At 43.1% G+C, this 19,817-nt stretch carries 15 protein-coding genes and 1 tRNA gene; 6 read left to right on the top strand and 10 right to left on the bottom strand.

Annotated features, from left to right (window positions below):
- Positions 1–114 precede the first annotated feature (114 nt).
- The 4 genes from AAEY72_RS11725 to AAEY72_RS11710 all read left to right on the top strand — a co-directional run bounded on the left by AAEY72_RS11725 (position 115) and on the right by AAEY72_RS11710 (position 2,599).
- Positions 115–191 (top strand) — tRNA-Pro (locus tag AAEY72_RS11725).
- 204 nt (positions 192–395) lie between these two features.
- The gene (locus AAEY72_RS11720) at positions 396–1,250 is read left to right on the top strand and encodes a hypothetical protein (RefSeq protein WP_352310648.1); all 855 of its coding nucleotides are present in this window, start codon (positions 396–398) and stop codon (positions 1,248–1,250) included.
- 110 nt (positions 1,251–1,360) lie between these two features.
- Positions 1,361–1,540: a hypothetical protein gene (locus tag AAEY72_RS11715; protein WP_352310647.1), complete on the top strand. Its 180-nt coding sequence runs from the start codon at positions 1,361–1,363 to the stop codon at positions 1,538–1,540.
- Between the two features lie 102 nt (positions 1,541–1,642).
- A complete protein-coding gene (locus AAEY72_RS11710; protein ID WP_352310646.1) occupies positions 1,643–2,599 on the top strand; it encodes a DUF1853 family protein in 957 nt (318 codons plus the stop codon).
- 69 nt (positions 2,600–2,668) lie between these two features.
- On the opposite strand, the gene AAEY72_RS11705 is transcribed toward AAEY72_RS11710, so the two are convergent.
- From AAEY72_RS11705 to AAEY72_RS11665, 9 genes are all read right to left on the bottom strand, one after another.
- The gene (locus AAEY72_RS11705; RefSeq protein WP_352310645.1) at positions 2,669–3,847 is read right to left on the bottom strand and encodes a hypothetical protein; all 1,179 of its coding nucleotides are present in this window, start codon (positions 3,845–3,847) and stop codon (positions 2,669–2,671) included.
- Between the two features lie 203 nt (positions 3,848–4,050).
- Entirely contained in the window at positions 4,051–5,511 is a 1,461-nt protein-coding gene (locus AAEY72_RS11700; protein ID WP_352310644.1) for a hypothetical protein, read from the bottom strand.
- A 262-nt stretch (positions 5,512–5,773) separates the two neighbouring features.
- Positions 5,774–6,304 (bottom strand): DUF2726 domain-containing protein, encoded by a 531-nt coding sequence (locus AAEY72_RS11695; RefSeq protein WP_194621033.1) that lies wholly within the window; start codon positions 6,302–6,304, stop codon positions 5,774–5,776.
- A 295-nt stretch (positions 6,305–6,599) separates the two neighbouring features.
- Entirely contained in the window at positions 6,600–7,775 is a 1,176-nt protein-coding gene (locus AAEY72_RS11690) for an SPOR domain-containing protein (RefSeq protein WP_352310643.1), read from the bottom strand.
- A 335-nt stretch (positions 7,776–8,110) separates the two neighbouring features.
- Entirely contained in the window at positions 8,111–9,466 is a 1,356-nt protein-coding gene (gene folC / locus AAEY72_RS11685) for a bifunctional tetrahydrofolate synthase/dihydrofolate synthase (RefSeq protein ID WP_352310642.1), read from the bottom strand.
- A gap of 182 nt (positions 9,467–9,648) precedes the next feature.
- Positions 9,649–10,611, bottom strand: a complete 963-nt coding sequence (accD, locus tag AAEY72_RS11680) for an acetyl-CoA carboxylase, carboxyltransferase subunit beta (RefSeq protein WP_352310679.1) — start codon at positions 10,609–10,611, stop codon at positions 9,649–9,651.
- 467 nt (positions 10,612–11,078) lie between these two features.
- Positions 11,079–11,903: a tryptophan synthase subunit alpha gene (trpA, locus tag AAEY72_RS11675; RefSeq protein WP_352310641.1), complete on the bottom strand. Its 825-nt coding sequence runs from the start codon at positions 11,901–11,903 to the stop codon at positions 11,079–11,081.
- A gap of 135 nt (positions 11,904–12,038) precedes the next feature.
- A complete protein-coding gene (trpB, locus tag AAEY72_RS11670) occupies positions 12,039–13,241 on the bottom strand; it encodes a tryptophan synthase subunit beta (RefSeq protein ID WP_189586380.1) in 1,203 nt (400 codons plus the stop codon).
- A gap of 192 nt (positions 13,242–13,433) precedes the next feature.
- Positions 13,434–14,105 (bottom strand): phosphoribosylanthranilate isomerase, encoded by a 672-nt coding sequence (locus AAEY72_RS11665; RefSeq protein WP_352310640.1) that lies wholly within the window; start codon positions 14,103–14,105, stop codon positions 13,434–13,436.
- 171 nt (positions 14,106–14,276) lie between these two features.
- Between AAEY72_RS11665 and AAEY72_RS11660 the strand changes: the two genes are divergently transcribed.
- On the top strand, positions 14,277–15,923 hold the full coding sequence (locus tag AAEY72_RS11660; protein ID WP_352310639.1) for a cryptochrome/photolyase family protein: 1,647 nt from the start codon (positions 14,277–14,279) through the stop codon (positions 15,921–15,923).
- A gap of 601 nt (positions 15,924–16,524) precedes the next feature.
- On the opposite strand, the gene AAEY72_RS11655 is transcribed toward AAEY72_RS11660, so the two are convergent.
- Positions 16,525–17,283 carry a DUF4230 domain-containing protein gene (locus AAEY72_RS11655; RefSeq protein ID WP_352310638.1) on the bottom strand — a complete coding sequence of 253 codons (759 nt, stop codon included), beginning with the start codon at positions 17,281–17,283 and terminating at the stop codon, positions 16,525–16,527.
- A 600-nt stretch (positions 17,284–17,883) separates the two neighbouring features.
- Between AAEY72_RS11655 and AAEY72_RS11650 the strand changes: the two genes are divergently transcribed.
- Positions 17,884–19,602, top strand: coding sequence for a proline--tRNA ligase (locus AAEY72_RS11650; protein WP_352310637.1), 1,719 nt, complete (start codon positions 17,884–17,886; stop codon positions 19,600–19,602).
- The last annotated feature ends 215 nt before the right edge of the window (positions 19,603–19,817 follow it).

The raw sequence follows: 19,817 nt of genomic DNA, 5'->3' as shown, positions 1-19,817 counted from the left end.
GGTTAATTGCTGATTGGTTATGCTGACTGTGATACGTAAATTAAGGTTATAGATTTTGGCTAAAATAAATAGCCCTTGCAATATGCCTAATTTTGCGTAAAATAGTCAGTCATTCGGGGCGTAGCGCAGTCTGGTAGCGCACTACACTGGGGGTGTAGTGGTCGCAGGTTCAAATCCTGCCGTTCCGACCAAACATAGCAGTAATAGAGAAAAGCCAATCATTGTTTTCAATGGTTGGCTTTTTTTTGGGTTAGATTTATAAGGTTTGTGTCTACATCTTAGGTAAGAGATGAGGTAAACTCAGATTTTTATTAAAGTATTAGCAGCTCTGTAAGGTTAACGCTTCGAATAATAGCGATTTATGCTTATTTTGGAAAGATGTAAGGATTTGAATTATGCAATATAGTCTTAAGGGTAAAGAGTATTACTCACAGTTTAATAATTGCGACAATATTAAAAATAATTTTGATTATTTGACTGTGCCTGAAGCGGCAATTTTATGGTGTGGTATTCCTAGAAGTGAATTAGCTACTGAATTGACTCAATGTACTCCAAAAGGAGATGCAAACGCATTATCCCGAAGTATTGTTAAGCACCCATATGTTCAATGTGTTGAACCTAGATGTGAAATACTTCATCAGGCCTTTGAGGATGGTAAGTTAAAAATGGGCAGAGATGGCGGTAAAGGTTACTATAAATATGATATCAAGGATAAAAAAGAAGCTGACTCTGGGAGTAGTGGTATAGGTCATATTAATCCTGAACGACGAACTATAAAAGTAACTGACTTAAAAGAATTTATTGCCGAATATCATGCTGACGACATGCCTAAAACTTTATTCTCCGATATTGATATTCATAAATTAAAACCGATTACTCATGATGATTACTCATCTCTACTAGCTAAAAATCAGGCTTTAGAAGCACGTTTAGAAAAGGCTAAGGAAATTTATGTCCAACAGAGAAAAGAAATATCAGACCTTGAAAGCAAAAGTGAACAAGCTGCACTCGCAGCCAATCCAGCCGATGATTTAGAAAAAGTACCGCATCAAGCATATAGAGCTTTAGATAGGGTAATGTATGCAATGGCTAAACTTACTAATCTGGATAATGCCGAACCATATAGCCAAAACAACCCATCTTTGAATGCTAGCATTACTACTATATTACAAAACGATGGTTTAACGCTCGAATATCAAGCCGTAGGCAAATGGCTGTCACGTATTAACGATATAAAGCCACTAAATTAATCTACTATAGATAACTTGCTATCTACTATAGAACCTATGCAAACCGCCACACCATAAACTAGCAACCATAAGCCGTATCAATCAAGTTACGGTAAATATGGAGCTAAACTATGACCCAGCAAGATCATACCCCACCTCATTTAGAGCAGCAGCCACCGCATAATATGCCTAGCAACTTATCAAAATTGCTACTCCCAATACTTAAAATAGTACTCAGTATCCTATTACCTTACTTGCTATCACCACCTGATATCAGCATTCATATCCATCACATTAATATCATGTTTTAAAGTCAAAAAACTAAGCACTACCCTAGCCGATACTCGTGTCCTATAGACTTTTATAGAGCGAGCCGTTAGGGTAAATGCTACAACGTTACGATGGTTTATCCTATGTCAGAGCCTGTCACTCAGTCTATCTCTACCCACCTTCTAGTTGACGCACCTTGGGAAGCGTACCGACGACCTTATGTGCGTGATTTGGCTTATGTGTTGGCATGCCCTAATGTTCTAACGCAGTGGCTAGACTTTGCGCCACATCAGAATACCCATGCCATCGCCGTACATAGCGCCAACTTTTGGCTGCGACAGTTTGAGAAGTATCAGGAGCGTTTATCAGAGCTGGACACTACCAATGCTTATCAAGCACTCACCCGTTACTTACTCAAGCGCCCCAGTCCCAATCGTTTAGGATTTCACTTTGAAGGGTTACTGTCATTTTGGTTAGAAGATGGATTTGCGCGCAAACTACATCCGTACGAGACGCTAGCCAGTAACGTCCAGTTATTTAGCGGCAAGCAGACGACAGGTGAGCTTGATTTGATTTTGTATAATCATGCAGAAAATCTGGTCGAGCACTGGGAGCTGGCGATTAAGTTTTTTATGGGATCAGCGCCATTTGAACCGGTGAACTGGGTGGGCATCAACTCCAATGACAATTTGCAGCGCAAAATGACCCATATGCAAACCAAGCAGTTTCGCACCGTATGGGTAGATACCGAAAGTCATGGGCAAGTCAAAATCGACAAGCGTTATGGTGTGATAAAAGGACGGTTCTTTTTACCAAAGAACATCATTAATTTCGTCTATCCATCTTGGCTAGCACCAAGCTTTCCCATGCACGAATGGTGCGATAAGTACGACACGAGCACTCTCGCGATGCTTGATATCAGAGATTTGCGCGCTGCGCATTATATCGAATGGTTTACTAAGCGCGAGTTCTATGATGGCCGTCCGTCGGCACTTATCCATTCTGAAAACGGTATCTTAAAAACAGGATTATACTTTGAAGGTAATAGACCCATCGTCATTTACCCGAAGCAGCATGATGAGACAGATGATAAACTTTAGTAACGTCCACCGCATTACATAGACATGTATATGGACGCTTTAGCCATCTGACTTACCCATAAAACCAAGCTACCAAGCATAGCGTCCATACAAGCTAATCTCACTGCGTTTGGCTTTGTCTGAGTCGAGACTGTCAGTCAGCAATTTTATGCCAGCATAGCGACTGTCTACAGCGAGACCCAGTGCTTGCGTCTGCGGCTCTATTAAGCCCGTCACTGTAATGGGAAAAGCATCATTGGACGTTTGGTAGCCTGCGGATAATTGATATAAGTCTTGAATGTCATTTACTTGACCATGTAGACCGAGCTGCCATTGACTGTCTAGCTGATGCTGAAGGCTACCTTCAACTCGCCATGGCAATGTCTGTGTGACATCGTCAGTGCTAAGCTGCCCTTCAATCGTATAGAGAGGTCTGCCGTTGACGTCATAATCCAACGCATAGCGAGTGCTTGGCATGTCTTTCCAATGCATGCGTCCAAGGATATCGTAGCCGCGCAGAGACAACTGCGTGCTATCAGACAACTGACCTGTGAGCTGCAAATCGAGCGAATAACCATATCCTGAAGGTTTCGCGGGATTCCAGTTTAGGTTTTCCTCCCCTAAGGCTGGTTCATCATAGTAATAATCTATATAAGCATTGGTTTTATCTAAACTGTCTCGTATGTCTGTCACCTCATTATTTGGTAACACTCTGGTGCTCAAATCGCCAACTATCTTACCTTCTAGTGCATGCAGTCCTTGCCAGAGATTGGCACGAGTCGTCAATTGCCAGTTGGGCATGAGCTGCTGCGTCAAGCCAACATTGGCGCCGATCCTCTCGTTGTGCTCGGCTTCTAAAAATAACGGATAAGTTTGACTGGTACTTGAAGGCTGTTTATTTTCATACTGCCAATAAACTTCGGCAGTCTCTTTGCTAAACGTCATTAAATAATCATAACGCCAGCCTAGACCGTAGCTAATCGCACTGCCCGCAGGACGAAGCTCAAGCGATGTTCGACCTTGGGCATAAGCATGATCTCCTGAATCTAAAGGTGCATTCCAATCATCCAAAAATGCTGAGATAGGCTGTGTTGGACTATGAACCGTTGCCATCAAACTCCACTCTATCTGTGCGTTTGACTGAGTAATATGACTGTCCAACAACCCTGTTGCTTGGGGATCGAAATAAAGATTCGTATTAGTAGCTGGTATATCTGCACTATCAGCAATAGCAGCGGTGGATATCATCATTGCGGCAATCGCTGGCATAGTGATTAACTTTGTACGGCTAGATAGATGCGATGCTAAGCTTTTAGGTAAAAAACCATAGAGACTTGAAACGTTATATGGCATAAATTTCTCACGTTTATTAGAGAGCATAAAAAAGAGACAGTAAGCTGTCTCTTTTTTTGTGCTGCTATACCTCAATCGCTACTAACAACGTTTGAGAGTCGATGTGACACATGGTTTGATTATAGAATAATTAAACTGTCATCAGTGAATTTGGCCGTAACTTTGCCATCATTATCCATTAAATCACCGTAGTCTTTACCATTAACCATGATATCGCCGAGCTTACCCATTTTATCTTTGATAAAATCACCATTGGCATCGACATTTAACTTGATCGACGCTTTATTTTGCTCAACGGTAAACTGGGTACTAACCACATCATAGTTATTGTCTAAGCTTGACTTACCTGTTACAAATAGCTTCTTACCCTCTACGCTAGCAGTCAGGCCTTGTAGCTCAATAACATTACGAGCAGTACGTTTAAGATTGGCTTGGAAATCAAGCGGGATCGTCGTTGCGCCCTCTTTGGTTACTTTGCCTTTAATCGCCAATACTATTTCCATACCTATGTATTTATTGGCGGTCTCTTCCACATTACCTGTGTCAGTCACTATCAAGAAGTTCTTTATATCAGCATCGTTGGCAGTAGCATTCAAGGTAATCGTTACATCAGTCTCAGGTTTTTGCTTTGTCATCTTGCCAGTTATAGCAAGCTTATAAGGAATGGTTCTAACCACTAAGCTATTGTCTGCCAGCTTTTTGCTGACATCCAGTGCAGCAAATTCAAAATCCTTTGCTTCGATTACACTATCGTTAGCCGTCAACTTTAGACTGCTTAATTTGATGACAGCCTTTTCTAGAGTAATACCTTCTCTATTTGCGTCATTGATATCAAACTCATCATTGACCACGACTTTATCACTGAATTGACCGCTGACTGTAGCCCCTTTAGTATTTGAGCTGAGGCTAACGGCGTCCGTACCAGTACCAATTTTAATACTCTTGAAACCCAAGCTACCATTGAAGTTAGTCGTACTGGTATTAGAAATCAGTGCATCTTCAAAACCATCAAACGCTACGGTGAAAACGTCTTTGTTATCAACAACAGGGTCATATAAACCTGTTTGTGGATTATATACGTAATCGTATTCTTCGATATTGACTTTGGTGCTACCAGTCAATGTAAACTTCCCGTCAGTACTTAGCGTCGCTAAAAACCCTTTTTCTGGGGTTAAGGCTATATTCCCCAGTGCTGTTTCAAAATCTTCATCATTGGCCAGTGCAGTAATGTCAGCTGCTGTGAGCTGTGATACATCAGTCTCTTCCATATAGTATTTCAGATCACTTGGGATATCGAAGGTATATCCAAGTCGTGTATCTTGCTTTTCTGTAAGGATATCACTGACATCTTCATAAGCATCTGTAACCGCTTTATTATCACTGACAAACAGCTTGGCAGTACGAATCATCTCTTTTGCTTGCTCAAGCTCAGACAAACTATTATCAACAGGCGGTTTAATTGGAACCTCTGGAGTATTGTTACCATTACCAGAAGAAGTGTTGTTATCACTGTCATCGCCACAGCCTGCTAATGCTAACGTGCTGGCTAGTGCTAATGCAGTCAATTTAAAAAGTTTCATTACACAGTCCTTTATAGAGATGTTTTAAAGAGTCAAGACAGCAAGAACGTGATCCAACTAAGCAAAGAAAGCTCACATAGTTAAAGAACGCTCATATCAATTTAGAAAACTTAAGTTTGCTTTAAAATAAAATGATAATACTCTTATTTAAACAACTTATCTATAAAGTAAGCTGATATAACAGCAATGTTACACAAAAAATAAATGCCGCTAACTTAGGGCGTGCCCTAGTAACCTTTGATTGTCTACCAAAGATACTTTATTAATAACTCTCAATCACTTGCATCAGCTCATATCTGAGCATATCGGCACTGGGCATACGCTCAGCGTGAAAGCGAACCATAGCAATGCCTGCACTGGCTAGAGCTTTGTCTTTTTTATCGTCTGCTTTTTGACGTGCTTTGCTACTATGCGTCCAATCATCAAGTTCTATAGCGACTAATGTAGTCTGAGCATCGACATCCACGATCACATAATCCACGCTTTGACGGCAGATACGATTGAACCAAAAGCTACGCTCAGAGGTCTCATCACTATTGGCTTCGATGATGCGTGACAGCTGAACTTGGACAAATATATGATATTCCGGCAATGCATTTTTTAACTTATTAAAAAATATTACCTCGGTATCGGTCATGATGGGCATCGGTGCAAATGGCCAAATAGCCAGCTCATCGCCACGTACAGGCTTTGGATCAGGCTCAACGACTGGGGGTTTTTTCAATAGCTTTGGTACGGTAATCAGCCCTAAAAACCCAACAGCCAATATTAAAAATATAACGCCAAATGACATGGTTTTACCTTATACAATATGAAAGTGATTGGCTGAGTGTCATCATTCGCACTGAATTCATGACGGGCCGATCACAGCAGGGCAACCTTTATAGGCTGACAGGTTATACAAAAAGAGATAATAAAAATGGCGCTCATCTTAACTAAGGATGCGCCACTCGGCAATCTATAAAGCAAAAAACACGACAGTAACTGTCGTGTTTTGATAGGAAGTGAATAAAGACCCAACCAATATCTTGAAAAATGTCTCTTCTATTCAGATGTAATCATTTAATGATAGTAGACGAGCCTCTATCTTAACGCCAGTAAAGCACCCAAGCGCTCGTCGTATTTACTTTGGGATCGCTATTGATTTTGTCCTTTAGTGCCAAGGCCGCGACTTTGCCACGCTCAGGACCGACGACGACTCGGACGCCGCGACTGGTAGCGCTGGTCTTCACTTGATAGCCTGCTGATTTGAATTTTTTGGCCAGCTCATCGGCTTTAGCTTGGTCATTCGCCAAGGCAACTTGTACCCCAAAGCTGCCTTTGGCATCGGTTTCTTTGACTTCTTTACGGGCTTCACTGAGTTTTTGCTGAGCGTCGCGCTTGGCATCAGTCGATTTTTTTGCGAGCGCATCTTCTTTTTTGCGTTTTTCTTCACGAGCCTGTTCAGCTGCTACTGCTTCACGTGCCAAACGATCTACCTGCTTACGCGATGGAATAGTAATACTTTGACCCAGTTGTAGCGATGTCGATGGCGAAAGATTATTCGCTTGTGCCAATACTTCTACGGGCATGTTGTATTGCCGCGCCAGTTTTATCAACCCATCACCTCTTTTTACCTGATAGTCAGAAGGCGATTTTGGTGGCTCATTTTTGGCCATTTCCGCTGTCTCTTTTTTCCTCTCAGCTGCTGCCTGCCTCTTTGCTTCTGCTTCTTTTCTACTTTCTACTAGTTTTTCAGCATCTTCTTTTTCTTGTTTCGCTTCCATTTGTTGCTTTTCAGCATCTGCCTGCTTTTTTGCTTTAGCCTCTTTCAACGCATCATCGGCTGCTTTAACTAATTTCTGAGCATCTTGCACTTCCTTGCTTTTGACACTTTTTTCCACATCTTTTGCAGCTTCTGAACTGTCGTCATCGGCGGCAGCGGGTGCACTATTGGCTATATACTGCTGATTTTCCGCACGCGATTTTGCCAAGGCTTGCGCCTCCGCAGTCTCTTGCTCCGTCAAAAACTGCTGCGCCCGTTTTTCTTGCTCAGCTACCCGCGCAGCACGTTCTTTTTGCTTTTGCGCCAGGATACGCTTTTCAGTGTCGATGTCAGTGGTCAGTGGCTGCGGTGCCTCTTGCTCGGCACTTGGCTTATCGACCATTGCCGTCGCTGGCTCGGATGTATTACCGTCACCAATTTGTTGCACCATGGCATATAGCATCACGCTACCGCCGATAATCATCCCAATGCCCAATAAGGCTTGTCTCGAAAAGTTCATCCGTTTACGTCTCTTAGTTGGTAATAAGGTTGATTGGTCAGCGCGGTTATTGTTAAAACCCTATCAGCTAATATCCTACCAGTCGTCTTGATAAATAGCCACTGCCACCAGTTACTGCCATCATCTCTCAAAGATTATGTCATATTTATAACAGCACTTTTTTATGAAAGCTATTCTTTATGAAAGTACTTTTTATAAAGCACTCTATAAAATACCTTATAAAAAGCCTCTTTGTTTGCAAAAGCTCTTTGATTATAAAGTATATTTTTTATGCTGTCTGCTCTCACGCTGCTGTTAAGATTAACATTAAACCCGTCATATTTTCACTTAATTTCTCATTTTTCAAGTGCCGCCAATGCCTCACCAATAGTATGGAAGGAGCCACAAACGACAATGAGATCTTGTGATTGACTGCCATTTATAACGGCCTGCGTCGCTTCTGATAAACGTTTAAACTCATGTATCTGCGCACTATCCACATAGTTGCTTAAGATACCTTGCAACTGCTGAGTACTCGCCGCACGTGGATAGTCAATTTCAGCGATGAACCAATCACTAATCGGCAAGCCTGATTCGGTCAAACGCTGCACGACCTTGTCGATATCTTTATCCGCCAGCATGGAAAATAGCATTTTAATGGTTGCAGGTGTGCTATCAGTTTGTTCATCATTATTTTGCTTCGCCACATGCTGCTGCCAGAGCGGTAATAATTGCGCTAATAAAAACTCAACCCCTTGCTCGTTATGTGCCACATCAAATAGCCAGTGCCGATTCTCTAACACTCTATAATCAAAGCGACCTGCCAATTTAACGGTCTGTAGCGCCTGCTCAATAGCAGCAATATCGACAGCTAATGAACTGGCTAACACTGCTGATAAGGCATTGGCAGTATTGGTTAACGATAGTGCTGGTCGTGGCAACTGTAGAGTAACAGCGGCATTGCTATATTGCCAAGTAATTGCGTCGATCTCGCGATAATGGAAGTCTTTGCCAACTTGATAACAAATCGCCTGATTCTTATCGATAGCCTGTTGCACGCTGGTTGGCATGTCGGTAGCGCCGTAAATCAGGGGAATACCATTGCGTAAGATTCCTGCTTTCTCGCGACCAATATCTTCGACATTGTCACCAAGCCAATCAACATGATCGATGCCGATATTGGTAATCACTGCCATATCAGGATCAATGATATTGACCACATCTAAGCGCCCACCGAGTCCCACTTCTAATACCCATACATCACAGTCGGCTTCGGCAAATATCAATAAAGCAGCCAATGTCGTCATCTCAAAAAACGATAAGGTCAAAGCACACTGTAACCGCGCCGCTTCTACTTTGTTAAAAGCATTTATCAACGTTTGGTCGCTGACCATTTCGCCATTGATACGTACCCGCTCATTAAAGGCGCTGAGATGCGGTGATTGATAGAGAGCTGTCTTATAGCCTGCTGCTTGGCACATTTGTGCAATCACTGCCGTCGTTGAGCCTTTACCATTGGTGCCTGCCACGGTAAATACATAAGCATCGTCTTTCGCTGACTGTACCACACCCAGTGCTTCAGCGACTGGCAACACGCGCGACAAGCCCATATCTATCGCTGAGACGTGTATCTGCTGCATATAATCAAGCCATTCCGTTAAGTCGGCTTTATCATTGGGGCTAGCGGGATTAGAAGCTTGAGAATCAGACATGGCGCAAACCTATATATAATTTTATGAAAATAAAAACCGTGTATCTGCTAACTAAAACCAAAAATAGCATTTACCGTTATATGACGATAAATGCTATTAAGGAGTTTTGCATATTTTAGAGATATTAACACGCTGCTAAGCAGTTATAAAACTTATAAACTTAATCCACTGTTTATTTGGTGCTAAGCACTAACATTAGGAACGCGGCATAACTTCGCCAGCAAGCGATAAATGGTATCGATAAGCTGATGACGATGTACCACTTCATCGACCACCCCATGCTCTAACAAGAATTCGGCACGCTGGAATGGTTCTTCTAATGTCTCACGGACGGTTTGCTCAATCACGCGCTTGCCCGCAAAGCCAATCATGGCTTTTGGTTCTGCCAGATGGATATCACCGAGCATAGCGAGCGATGCAGTCACACCGCCATAAACAGGATTGGTCAACACGACGATATACGGCACGCCAGCAATTCTTAAGCGTTCAATTGCCGCTGCGGTACGAGCCATCTGCATCAAAGACAATAGCCCCTCTTGCATACGTGCCCCGCCTGAGGCTGCAAAGCAAACTAGAGGTACTTTATCTTCAAGCGCTTTTTCAGCTGCTTGGACAAATCGATCGCCGACGACTGACCCCATAGAGCCGCCCATAAAGCGGAAATCAAAAGCACAAGCGACGACGTCAAGATTGCGCAGCTTACCATACATGACAATCAGTGCTTCACTTTCACCCGTTTTTTCTTGTGCTTCACTCATACGCTTTGGATATGGCTTACTATCGACGAATCTCAGCGGATCTTTTGCCGTAAACTCTTGCCCAAGCTCACCATCTACTTGATCCAATATCCAATGCAGACGCTCGCGAGCACTCATCGGTAAATGATGATCGCAATGCGGGCATACATAACAGTTAAAAATAAGCGCCGTGTTGGTAATCATCGAATGGCAATTACTGCACTTAGTTGACGGTTCAGTCTCTACTGCCGTCAAAGGCGCCGTCAATTGCTGCTTGATACCTGGTACCGAGCGATTAAACCACGATTGCCCAGCGGTGTTACCGTTCGGCTCGACGTTGTTTTTTTCAGTATTATTAGGATTAGTCATATCAGGTTTTGTTATTGTATCAGTCATATTATTTGCCATCATCAAAGGCTTATCGACAAGTTGGCTCATTCCCTTGTCCTTGAGAGTTTAATGGTTGTCTAAACAAAGTGTCAAATACCAGCATAACATGAGCAGTTATGGGACACGTTTACATATCCATATCGCAGTCTATCGTACTTATGGATAAAGATCAGCGATAGGAGTATCAACAAATACTATTTTAAAAACCACTATCATAATTATATTAGTTTACACTCGTAAACTAAATTTAGCAAAGTCATTTGATCTTGTGTTTATAAATACTCAGCGCTCATAAATATTAAGTCTTTATAAACCATAAATCAACGTGGCTACGCTACTGACTATTTCTCAGGTTCATACAGCGGAACTTATATAAGGTCGATGATGAATGCTAGTGAGTCGCCTGCCATCAGCAACCGCGACCCATTCTCCTCTACCGATGATTTCTATAGGCGATCGCTATATAAGGCAATGACTATATAAATCTAAGCACTCAAGCTATCCAACGCGCCGCGTAACTCGTCCATCTTAGCCATGATTTTTTGCTGAGCCGCCGCAACAGCCGTAGCATCGCTCGCATCTATATCAGCAAAATTCTGTACCAACGCACTTCCAACGATCACCCCATCCGCATGAGTACCAATCGCTTTTGCAGAAGCCCCATCACGGATACCAAACCCGACACATACTGGAAGGTCTGTCTCGGCTTTAATGGCTTGCACTTGGGTCGCCACAGCAGCTGTATCTAGCGTTGCTGAACCTGTCACGCCTTTCAATGATACATAATAGATATAACCGCCACAATGGGTTAATACTTGCTTACGGCGCTCAGGCAAAGTGGTTGGTGATAGTAAGAAAATCTCATTTATCGAGTTGTCAGTTAAGTGCTGGGTAAAGCTGCCCGCCTCTGCTGGTGGCAAATCAACCATCAAGATACCGTCGACGCCAGACTGCTCACACAGCGCAACAAAGTTATCATAACCAATGATTTCAACAGGATTGAGATAACCCATCAAAATGATTGGCGTCTGTGTATCTGTTTGACGAAACTCAGCGACCATTTTTAATGCATCACGCGTACTGGTACCTGCGGCTAATGCACGCTCGCCTGCCAAGGCAACGACTGGACCGTCAGCCATTGGATCAGAGAAGGGTAAGCCCAATTCGATCATATCTGCACCATGCTTTACTAAGTCATGAAGCAAGCCTACTGTCGTCTCTGGATTAGGATCGCCTGCCATTACATAAGGAATGAGGGCTTTTTTATTTTGTGCTTTTAACGTTTTAAAAGTACTTTCAATTCGGGTCATAGTGTTCTCTTAATGTTTATAAACTGGCTTATTTGGCCCTTTATTAAGTAATTTTTATTCCATAATAAAGGGCATTAAGCAATTTTTCTTATACTTACTAAAGGATAGTTCAGTCACTGATGAAGACAGTCGTAATTACAACTCAATCCCTTCTGCCTTCATTACTGAATGCAAGTCTTTATCACCACGACCCGACATGTTCACAATAATCGTTTGATCAGGTGTCATCGTCTTAGCTAGCTTCAATGCATAAGCGACGGCATGCGCAGATTCGAGCGCAGGGATGATACCTTCTTTGCGGGTCACTTCATGAAAGCCTTCTAACGACTCTTTATCGGTACAGCCCACATATTCAACGCGCTTCATGTCTTTTAGGAAGCTGTGCTCAGGGCCAACGCCCGGATAATCAAGACCCGCAGAGATAGAGTGTGTCTCTTGAATCTGTCCGTCATCATCTGCCATTAGGTAAGTACGATTGCCGTGCAATACGCCGATACGACCAGCAGCAAGCGGCGCTGAATGACGACCGGTTTCAATGCCATCACCCGTCGCTTCGACGCCATACATTTTGACATCAGTATCATTTAAGAAGTCAAAGAACAGACCAATTGCATTTGAGCCACCACCGACACAGGCGACTAGGGCATCTGGTAATTTGCCAGTCATTTGCAAATGCTGAATGCGCGCTTCTTTACCGATAATCGCTTGGAAATCACGCACGAGTAGTGGATAAGGATGCGGGCCAGCGACCGTACCAATAATGTAATAAGTGCTATCGACATTGGTGACCCAATCACGCATGGCTTCATTCATCGCATCTTTAAGGGTACGTGAGCCAGAAGTGACTGGCACCACCGTCGCACCAAGCAAACGCATACGGTAAACGTTCATCTTTTGGCGCTCGACATCATCGGCACCCATATAGACGATACATTCTAACCCTAAACGTGCGGCAATCGTCGCCGTCGCTACGCCATGTTGCCCTGCGCCCGTCTCAGCGATGATACGTTGTTTGCCGCTCATTTTGGCAAGCAAGGCTTGTCCAATGGTATTATTTACCTTATGCGCGCCAGTATGGTTAAGGTCTTCACGCTTAAAGTAAATTTGCGCGCCGCCAATCTCGTCACTGAGACGCTTAGCATGATAAAGCGGTGTTGGGCGACCGACGTAATTGACCAAATCGTTGTGATACTCTTCCCAAAATGCAGGGTCTTTTTTAACTCTGTTATATAACGCTTCTAGCTCTTCTAGTGCTGCCATCAATGTTTCAGAGACAAAACGACCGCCATGCACACCAAAGTGCCCACGGGCATCGGGATACTGATTGAAGTCTTGCACATCAGTTGGATTGGTAAAGGTATTGACGGCTTGTGCCGTGGCTGATAAATCTTTGTTAGCGACATGACTCATGATAATTCCTACTGTAATAAGTGGTATTTTTTAATATAAATAGTGGAGAACGAAAAAATAAGATTTAAGCAGAAAATCGGAATAACGAGCAAATAAGGATAAAGGTGCTTTGTGAATCGCTTAGATGGCGTCAGTGACCGTCACGCTTTGCCATCGATCGCGTTTGACCGCTTTCATAAAGGCGCGCATTTTGGCAGCATCTTTTTTACCTTTAGCTGCCTCGATGCCACCGCTGACATCAACGGCATAAATGGGCAGCGCTGTCGTCGCAGCGACATTTTGGGCATCAAGACCGCCCGCTAAGACAATCGGTAGCGAGCTATGGTGAGGAATAAGGCTCCAATCAAAGCGCGCACCCGTACCGCCATATTTATGCTGATGATAAGCATCGAGCAAAATACTACTTGCCCCTGCCGCTGCAAAGCCATCAATACGTGCGCTCACACTATCTAGCGTATCTTGCTCTGCATTGATGCGTAAGGCTTTTATCCAGCGTTTATTGACCGCATTTGCCAATTGTTGGCACTTCTCAGGGCTTTCATCACCGTGGAATTGAATGATATCAAATGCGACATTATCAGCCAGTTCAACCAGCGCTTCGTGTGACATATTAACCACCAAGGCGACGACGCTGACAAAGGCAGGAACGGCAGTGATTAAGGTCTTGGCTTGTTCCATGGTCACAGCACGTGGACTGGGCGGATAGAATACCAAGCCGACCGCATCTATACCCAATTGGGTGGCGGTATGAATATCAGCTACGTCGGTAAACCCGCAAAACTTCACGTGCATGGTGTGACCTTAAAATACAGCAGCCAGTGATTGGCTGTCATAGCGATTAAGCATAAAATGATGAGGATTTGTTACTCAATGAGTAAATCAATTGCATCCAAAAACTTATCCTAGCATACTTTTATTCATAGTTTTGTTTATGATTGCGATTGATTAATATGAGGATACTTAATGTCTAACACTGCGTCGGCAACTACCAATACCATTGATAACAACACTGACAATAACAATGATAATACCAGCAATAGCCCCGCCCATTATTTGATGTGGTTTCGCCGTGATCTACGCCTACATGACAACACCGCTTTAGCAGCGCTTTGTGAGCGTGCCCATGATAATGACGCATCAGTAAGCGCTGTATTTTTCCTCACGCCTGAGCAATGGCAAACGCACGATATGTCATTGGTTCAACTTGATCATATCGCCCGTACCTTGCCTATATTGGCAAATGACTTGCACAAACAATTAAATATCACCTTGCATGTACAAGTTTGCGATAGTTTCTCTGATTGTGCGGATTCATTAAGCGCCTTATGTGCAGCCAATAATATTAGCGGCGTCATGGCCAATCATGAATACGAGGGCAATGAGATTGAACGCGATGAACAAGTGAATAAGCTGCTTGCAAAAAATGACATCGAGTTTATACGCTGGCATGATCAATGCATTTTACCACCGAAAAGCATCACTACCAATGACGACAGTATGTATCAAGTATTTACACCGTTTTATAAAAAATGGCGGCATACCTTGGAAGTTAGCAACATACAATTGCATAAAGCTTTAGCAATCAATAGTGATAACGCTACAGCAATCAATAGTGATAACGCTACTTTAAAAATATCGAAACAGACCGCCAATACTGCCAACGCGATAGAAGCATTAAGCCAAAAAGTAGTTAAGGATTATCAACAGTCATTAGCAAATAATACCCAGCTCAGTCATATTGATAGCGAGGCACAGCTTACTAACGCACGTACTGCCTATCCTGCTGGAGAAGTGGCGGCTTGTCACCGCTTAGATCAATTCGTTGCGGATGACATTCATAACTACGATGTGAGCCGTGATGTACCAAGCTTACACGCCACCAGTCAGTTGTCAGCGTATCTGACGATTGGGGTCATCAGTCCCAGACTTTGCTATTTGCAAGCGGCTAAAGCACAAGAGCAACTGCATGGTAATGATGGCGACAATGAAGATATTAACCGCTGGATCAGTGAGCTGGCGTGGCGAGACTTTTATCGTCATGTATTAGCGGATAAACCAAAGCTTATTCAGCATCAGGCTTATAAACACGAGACCGATATTAAGATTAATTGGTCATACAATGAGGATGATTTTGATGCGTGGTGTACGGGCAGGACTGGTGTGCCCTTAGTCGATGCCGCGATGCGGTGCTTAAATGCCACGGGGTTTATGCACAATCGCTTGCGCATGGTCACAGCGATGTTTTTGACCAAAGACTTATTGATTGATTGGCGGTGGGGCGAGCGCTATTTCATGCAGCAATTGATAGACGGCGACTTTGCTTCTAATAATGGCGGCTGGCAATGGAGCGCTTCGACCGGTACGGACTCTGCGCCCTACTTCCGTATTATGAATCCCTTTAGCCAAGCAAAAACGCATGATCCTGATGGGGAATTTATAAAGGAATGGTTACCTGAATTAAAGGATATGCCTGCCAGCACCTTGCATAGCGAAGACAAAATACGTAAAGCTATCAACACCGACGATATGTTTGGGAAGGTAGATTACCCCGCACCAATGGTCGAACACAAAGCTGTACGGCAACTGGCGATTGCTGAATTTAAAAAATAATGAAGCACGGCATCCTAGGGAGACGAATATTCATAGAATAAGGTCTATTGGCTAAAAGAAACATAACCATTAACCGCTTCGCTACTTAACTTCCGTCATAGTGCTTTCGGGAACATCAACATTATGAGTGTTATTGGGCGTCTCTAATGTTTTTATTAGAATGCTATATAAAGCAAATGCTAATAAGGTGAAGCTAATAATTAACAATATCCATGTCGCAAACGGAAGTCTTTCTGTCAGCTTGAGGTTTTTATTCGATTTATCGTGCTTATCATTAGTAGCAGGTTGATTATTGAAAATTGTCATATGCATCACCTCTTATATTATATGAGTTTTCTTATCATCAATATTTATAAGACTGGTATAAATTTTTCTAGGGCGTGTCATCATTTAGACGTAGGCTTTGAAAAACCAATTTCAGCAATACTTTATTCTTTTTTTAGAATAAATTCATTATATACCACTATGATAGCGTGGTTATCGATAATTTCAAACTAAAAATATTAGGGCGTTTTCTTAATCTGAATGGAGGCAACTAAGTGGGCTAAAAATGAAGATACGCCCTGATTAGAGCCCCCAATAAGTATTTAGGTCTCAAAATCTACGACGTACTTACTGGCAATTGACACGCGCCTGCACCTTGAGTAGTAACCGTCACAGTTGCTCCTGTCAAAGCAAATAATTGCTGCAACTGCGTTTGAGCATTTTGTAACGCCAAATTCATTACATCACCTCGGCAAGCACGTTCAAGCACTTCTTTTTTCGCCATGCTTTGTGCTTGGTCAAATATCTTAGGATCAACTTGCATCATGCCAAATGCCCCAGTCTGCCAATCATAAATCTCGATATCATCCAAATAGACTGAAAAAATCTCTGAAGGCGGCAAAGTAATATTAATCTGCGGCATAATAGAGGCTGGTGTAGTGCTATTACCTTGCTGCGCTTCCTCTAGCCTAGCATTGATCTGCTCTGTAGTAGGTTGTATCACTTGCACCATCCCAGGCGTCAATGCACTCAGATCAATCCCTGCCTGTACACGACCACGGGCAATAAACAAGCCCTTTTGCTCATCTTGCCACAATTTCATCCAGCTACCTGGGCGCTCACTTGTGATCACAGTATCTACGCTAAAGGCGACCGTCTGCAGACGATTAAGCTGCTGAATCTTCGTAACCACACCCTCACGAGTGATGGTCTCTATCGGTGCTTCTTCAGTTATATTTTGCGCAGTATAAATAGCAAAAACGATAGCGACCAACCCAATAAGTAACACCAGCCACGACATCAAAGCAATGGGTTTTTTCGCTTGTGTGTTAGTCGAACGGTTATCAACAGGAGAGCGATTATCAGGACGGTTCATATAAGCACCTTTAAAGTTTCATCGTTTATTTTTATAACTACACACAGTTAGGACTGCACAAAAGATCACGTCCCAAATGATAAATGCTATTTTTGAGCAACGACTTCAAGTAATAACTACCAATCCTCTACATAATTTTTAATGAATACCTCTATGTAAAGCACGATATCTTTCCACACATTTCCACACAAATGCCTTTAAAATCAGTAAATCATCGGGTTACTGTCGTGATATTTACCTGTTTACGTCACGTTCGGCCTGAAAAAACAAAAAGTCATTGCGTCTTAGGCAAACTTTACCTAACATAGTCAGATTGCATGAACAAAAATGTCAGCATATATTTATTTTTCGGGCTTCTAGCCTGAAAATTGGTGTTTGAATAGCCCGATATATTGATGCATAAATTAAAAACTTCCCCTGCTGTATGCAGGAAGTAGTTACTGAAGTATTTTTTGTGAAATCATCCTTTAGCTAGGCGATGTCCTAGCCTATTACCAAGTAATAAAGGTAAGCTTGCGGCGGTTCTGAAACTCTCAGCCACACGCTCAACATCCTACTATTTCTTATTTTTTTTATCGTTGATAAGGTTACGCTTTATTTATGAAAGCCAGTCAATTTTTGTTTGCCACTCTAAAAGAAACCCCTAGTGATGCTGATATCGCCTCTAGCCAATTGATGGTGCGCGCCGGTCTTATTCGCAAAATCGCTTCTGGACTATATATTTGGTTGCCCATGGGGCTGCGCATCTTACAAAAAGTCGAACGTATTGTTCGTGAAGAGATGCAAAATGTCGGTGCACAAGAAGTGCTCATGCCAATGACTCAGCCAGCAGAACTCTGGCAAACGACCGGACGTTTTGACGATTACGGTCCTGAGCTGTTGCGCTTTAAAGACCGCCATGATCGCGATTTTGTGCTTGGTCCAACCCATGAAGAAGTCATCACCAATCTTGCCCAAGGCGAACTACGTAGTTATAAACAGCTACCGATTACCTTTTTTCAGATTCAAGGTAAATTTCGTGATGAGATTCGTCCACGTTTTGGCGTGATGCGTGCGCGTGAGTTCACCATGAAAGATGCTTATTCATTTCATGTTGATCAGGCCTCATTGGCTAAAACTTATCATGATATGTATGACGCTTATACGCGTATCTTTACCCGTTTGGGCTTAGATTTCCGTGCAGTACAAGCGGACACAGGCTCTATCGGTGGTTTTGCCTCGCATGAATTCCATGTCTTGGCAGACAGTGGCGAAGACGATATCGCATTCTCAGACTCATCTGACTATGCAGCCAACGTTGAACTAGCAGAATCTGTCAGCACTGCTGAGCGTCAGCCGCCTAAGATGGCACGTGAAGACGTCTTAACCGAAGATATGACCAGCTGTAAAATGGTTGCAGAACACTTAGACATCCCATTATCCACCACGGTCAAAACCTTAATCGTCCATGGTCATACCGAAGACGATGAGCCACAGCTGATTGCGATTGTGCTGCGCGGTGATCATCAATTAAACACCATCAAAGCAGAAAAAATCGAAGAAGCAAACGTGCCGTTGACGTTAGCTTCTGATGAAGAACTGAAAGCAGCTGGTCTGCATAAAGGTTATATCGGTGTTGACTTAGATATGCCTGTGTTTGTCGATCGCTCGGCAGCAGCCTTGTCAGACTTTGTCACTGGTGCGAATGAAATCAATAAGCATACTATTGGTATGAATTGGGCAAGAGATACCCGTCTCACCCGTATCGTCGATGTTCGAAATGTGCAAGAGGGCGACCCTTCTCCTGACGGTAAAGGTAGCCTGAAAATCAAACGCGGTATCGAAGTGGGTCATATCTTCCAACTGGGTGATAAGTATTCACAAGCGATGAACTGTAAAGTTTCAGGTGAAGATGGCAAGCCAGTTACCCTAATGATGGGTTGCTATGGTATTGGTGTTAGTCGCATCATCGCCGCTGCTATCGAGCAGAACAACGATGAAAACGGTATCATGTGGCCAAAAACGCCGACCGTTTCTGACTCGATTGCACCGTTCGAAGTGGCTATTATACCGATGAAGTCGAAAGAAGAGACCGTCATGCAAACCGCTACTGCGCTGTATGAAGAGCTAAAGTCTCAAGGTATCAATGTGTTGCTCGACGATCGTAACGAGCGTCCAGGCGTCAAATTTGCTGATCTTGAATTGATTGGTATTCCGCATCGTATTGTGGTCTCTGACCGCAACCTTGCTGAAGACAAATACGAGTACGTCAATCGCCGTGAAGCAGAAAAGCAAATGCTTAGCCGTGAAGAAGTCATAGCAAAAGTAAGCGGCAAATAGTCTGATTAGCACAGACTGTGCCATAAAAAGCGCCTATCTCAATTAATGAGATAGGCGCTTTTTTTACTTATAAAAAAAGGTGTAATGGACATTATTCATGCTGGCGTAGAGTCTAACGCTATATACTGTCTATATTTGCAAGGAATCAACGCCATGAATCAAAAAACTGCCCTTTTTGTAGTGATAAACACACCAAGAAGAATGGACGTAAGCTT

The organism is Psychrobacter sp. W2-37-MNA-CIBAN-0211, assembly GCF_040309405.1.
GTDB lineage: Bacteria > Pseudomonadota > Gammaproteobacteria > Pseudomonadales > Moraxellaceae > Psychrobacter > Psychrobacter glaciei.
The sequence above is the reverse complement of the archived record's forward strand: the minus strand, read 5'-3'. Positions and strand labels throughout refer to the sequence as shown.

Coding starts and splice junctions, on each gene's coding strand:
- AAEY72_RS11720 (WP_352310648.1), top strand. CDS start 396: ATGCAATATAGTCTTAAGGGTAAAGAGTATTACTCACAGTTTAATAAT.
- AAEY72_RS11715 (WP_352310647.1), top strand. CDS start 1,361: ATGACCCAGCAAGATCATACCCCACCTCATTTAGAGCAGCAGCCACCG.
- AAEY72_RS11710 (WP_352310646.1), top strand. CDS start 1,643: ATGTCAGAGCCTGTCACTCAGTCTATCTCTACCCACCTTCTAGTTGAC.
- AAEY72_RS11705 (WP_352310645.1), bottom strand. CDS start 3,847: ATGCCAGCGATTGCCGCAATGATGATATCCACCGCTGCTATTGCTGAT.
- AAEY72_RS11700 (WP_352310644.1), bottom strand. CDS start 5,511: ATGAAACTTTTTAAATTGACTGCATTAGCACTAGCCAGCACGTTAGCA.
- AAEY72_RS11695 (WP_194621033.1), bottom strand. CDS start 6,304: ATGTCATTTGGCGTTATATTTTTAATATTGGCTGTTGGGTTTTTAGGG.
- AAEY72_RS11690 (WP_352310643.1), bottom strand. CDS start 7,775: ATGAACTTTTCGAGACAAGCCTTATTGGGCATTGGGATGATTATCGGC.
- folC (WP_352310642.1), bottom strand. CDS start 9,466: ATGTCTGATTCTCAAGCTTCTAATCCCGCTAGCCCCAATGATAAAGCC.
- accD (WP_352310679.1), bottom strand. CDS start 10,611: ATGGCAAATAATATGACTGATACAATAACAAAACCTGATATGACTAAT.
- trpA (WP_352310641.1), bottom strand. CDS start 11,903: ATGACCCGAATTGAAAGTACTTTTAAAACGTTAAAAGCACAAAATAAA.
- AAEY72_RS11665 (WP_352310640.1), bottom strand. CDS start 14,105: ATGCACGTGAAGTTTTGCGGGTTTACCGACGTAGCTGATATTCATACC.
- AAEY72_RS11660 (WP_352310639.1), top strand. CDS start 14,277: ATGTCTAACACTGCGTCGGCAACTACCAATACCATTGATAACAACACT.
- AAEY72_RS11655 (WP_352310638.1), bottom strand. CDS start 17,283: ATGAACCGTCCTGATAATCGCTCTCCTGTTGATAACCGTTCGACTAAC.
- AAEY72_RS11650 (WP_352310637.1), top strand. CDS start 17,884: ATGAAAGCCAGTCAATTTTTGTTTGCCACTCTAAAAGAAACCCCTAGT.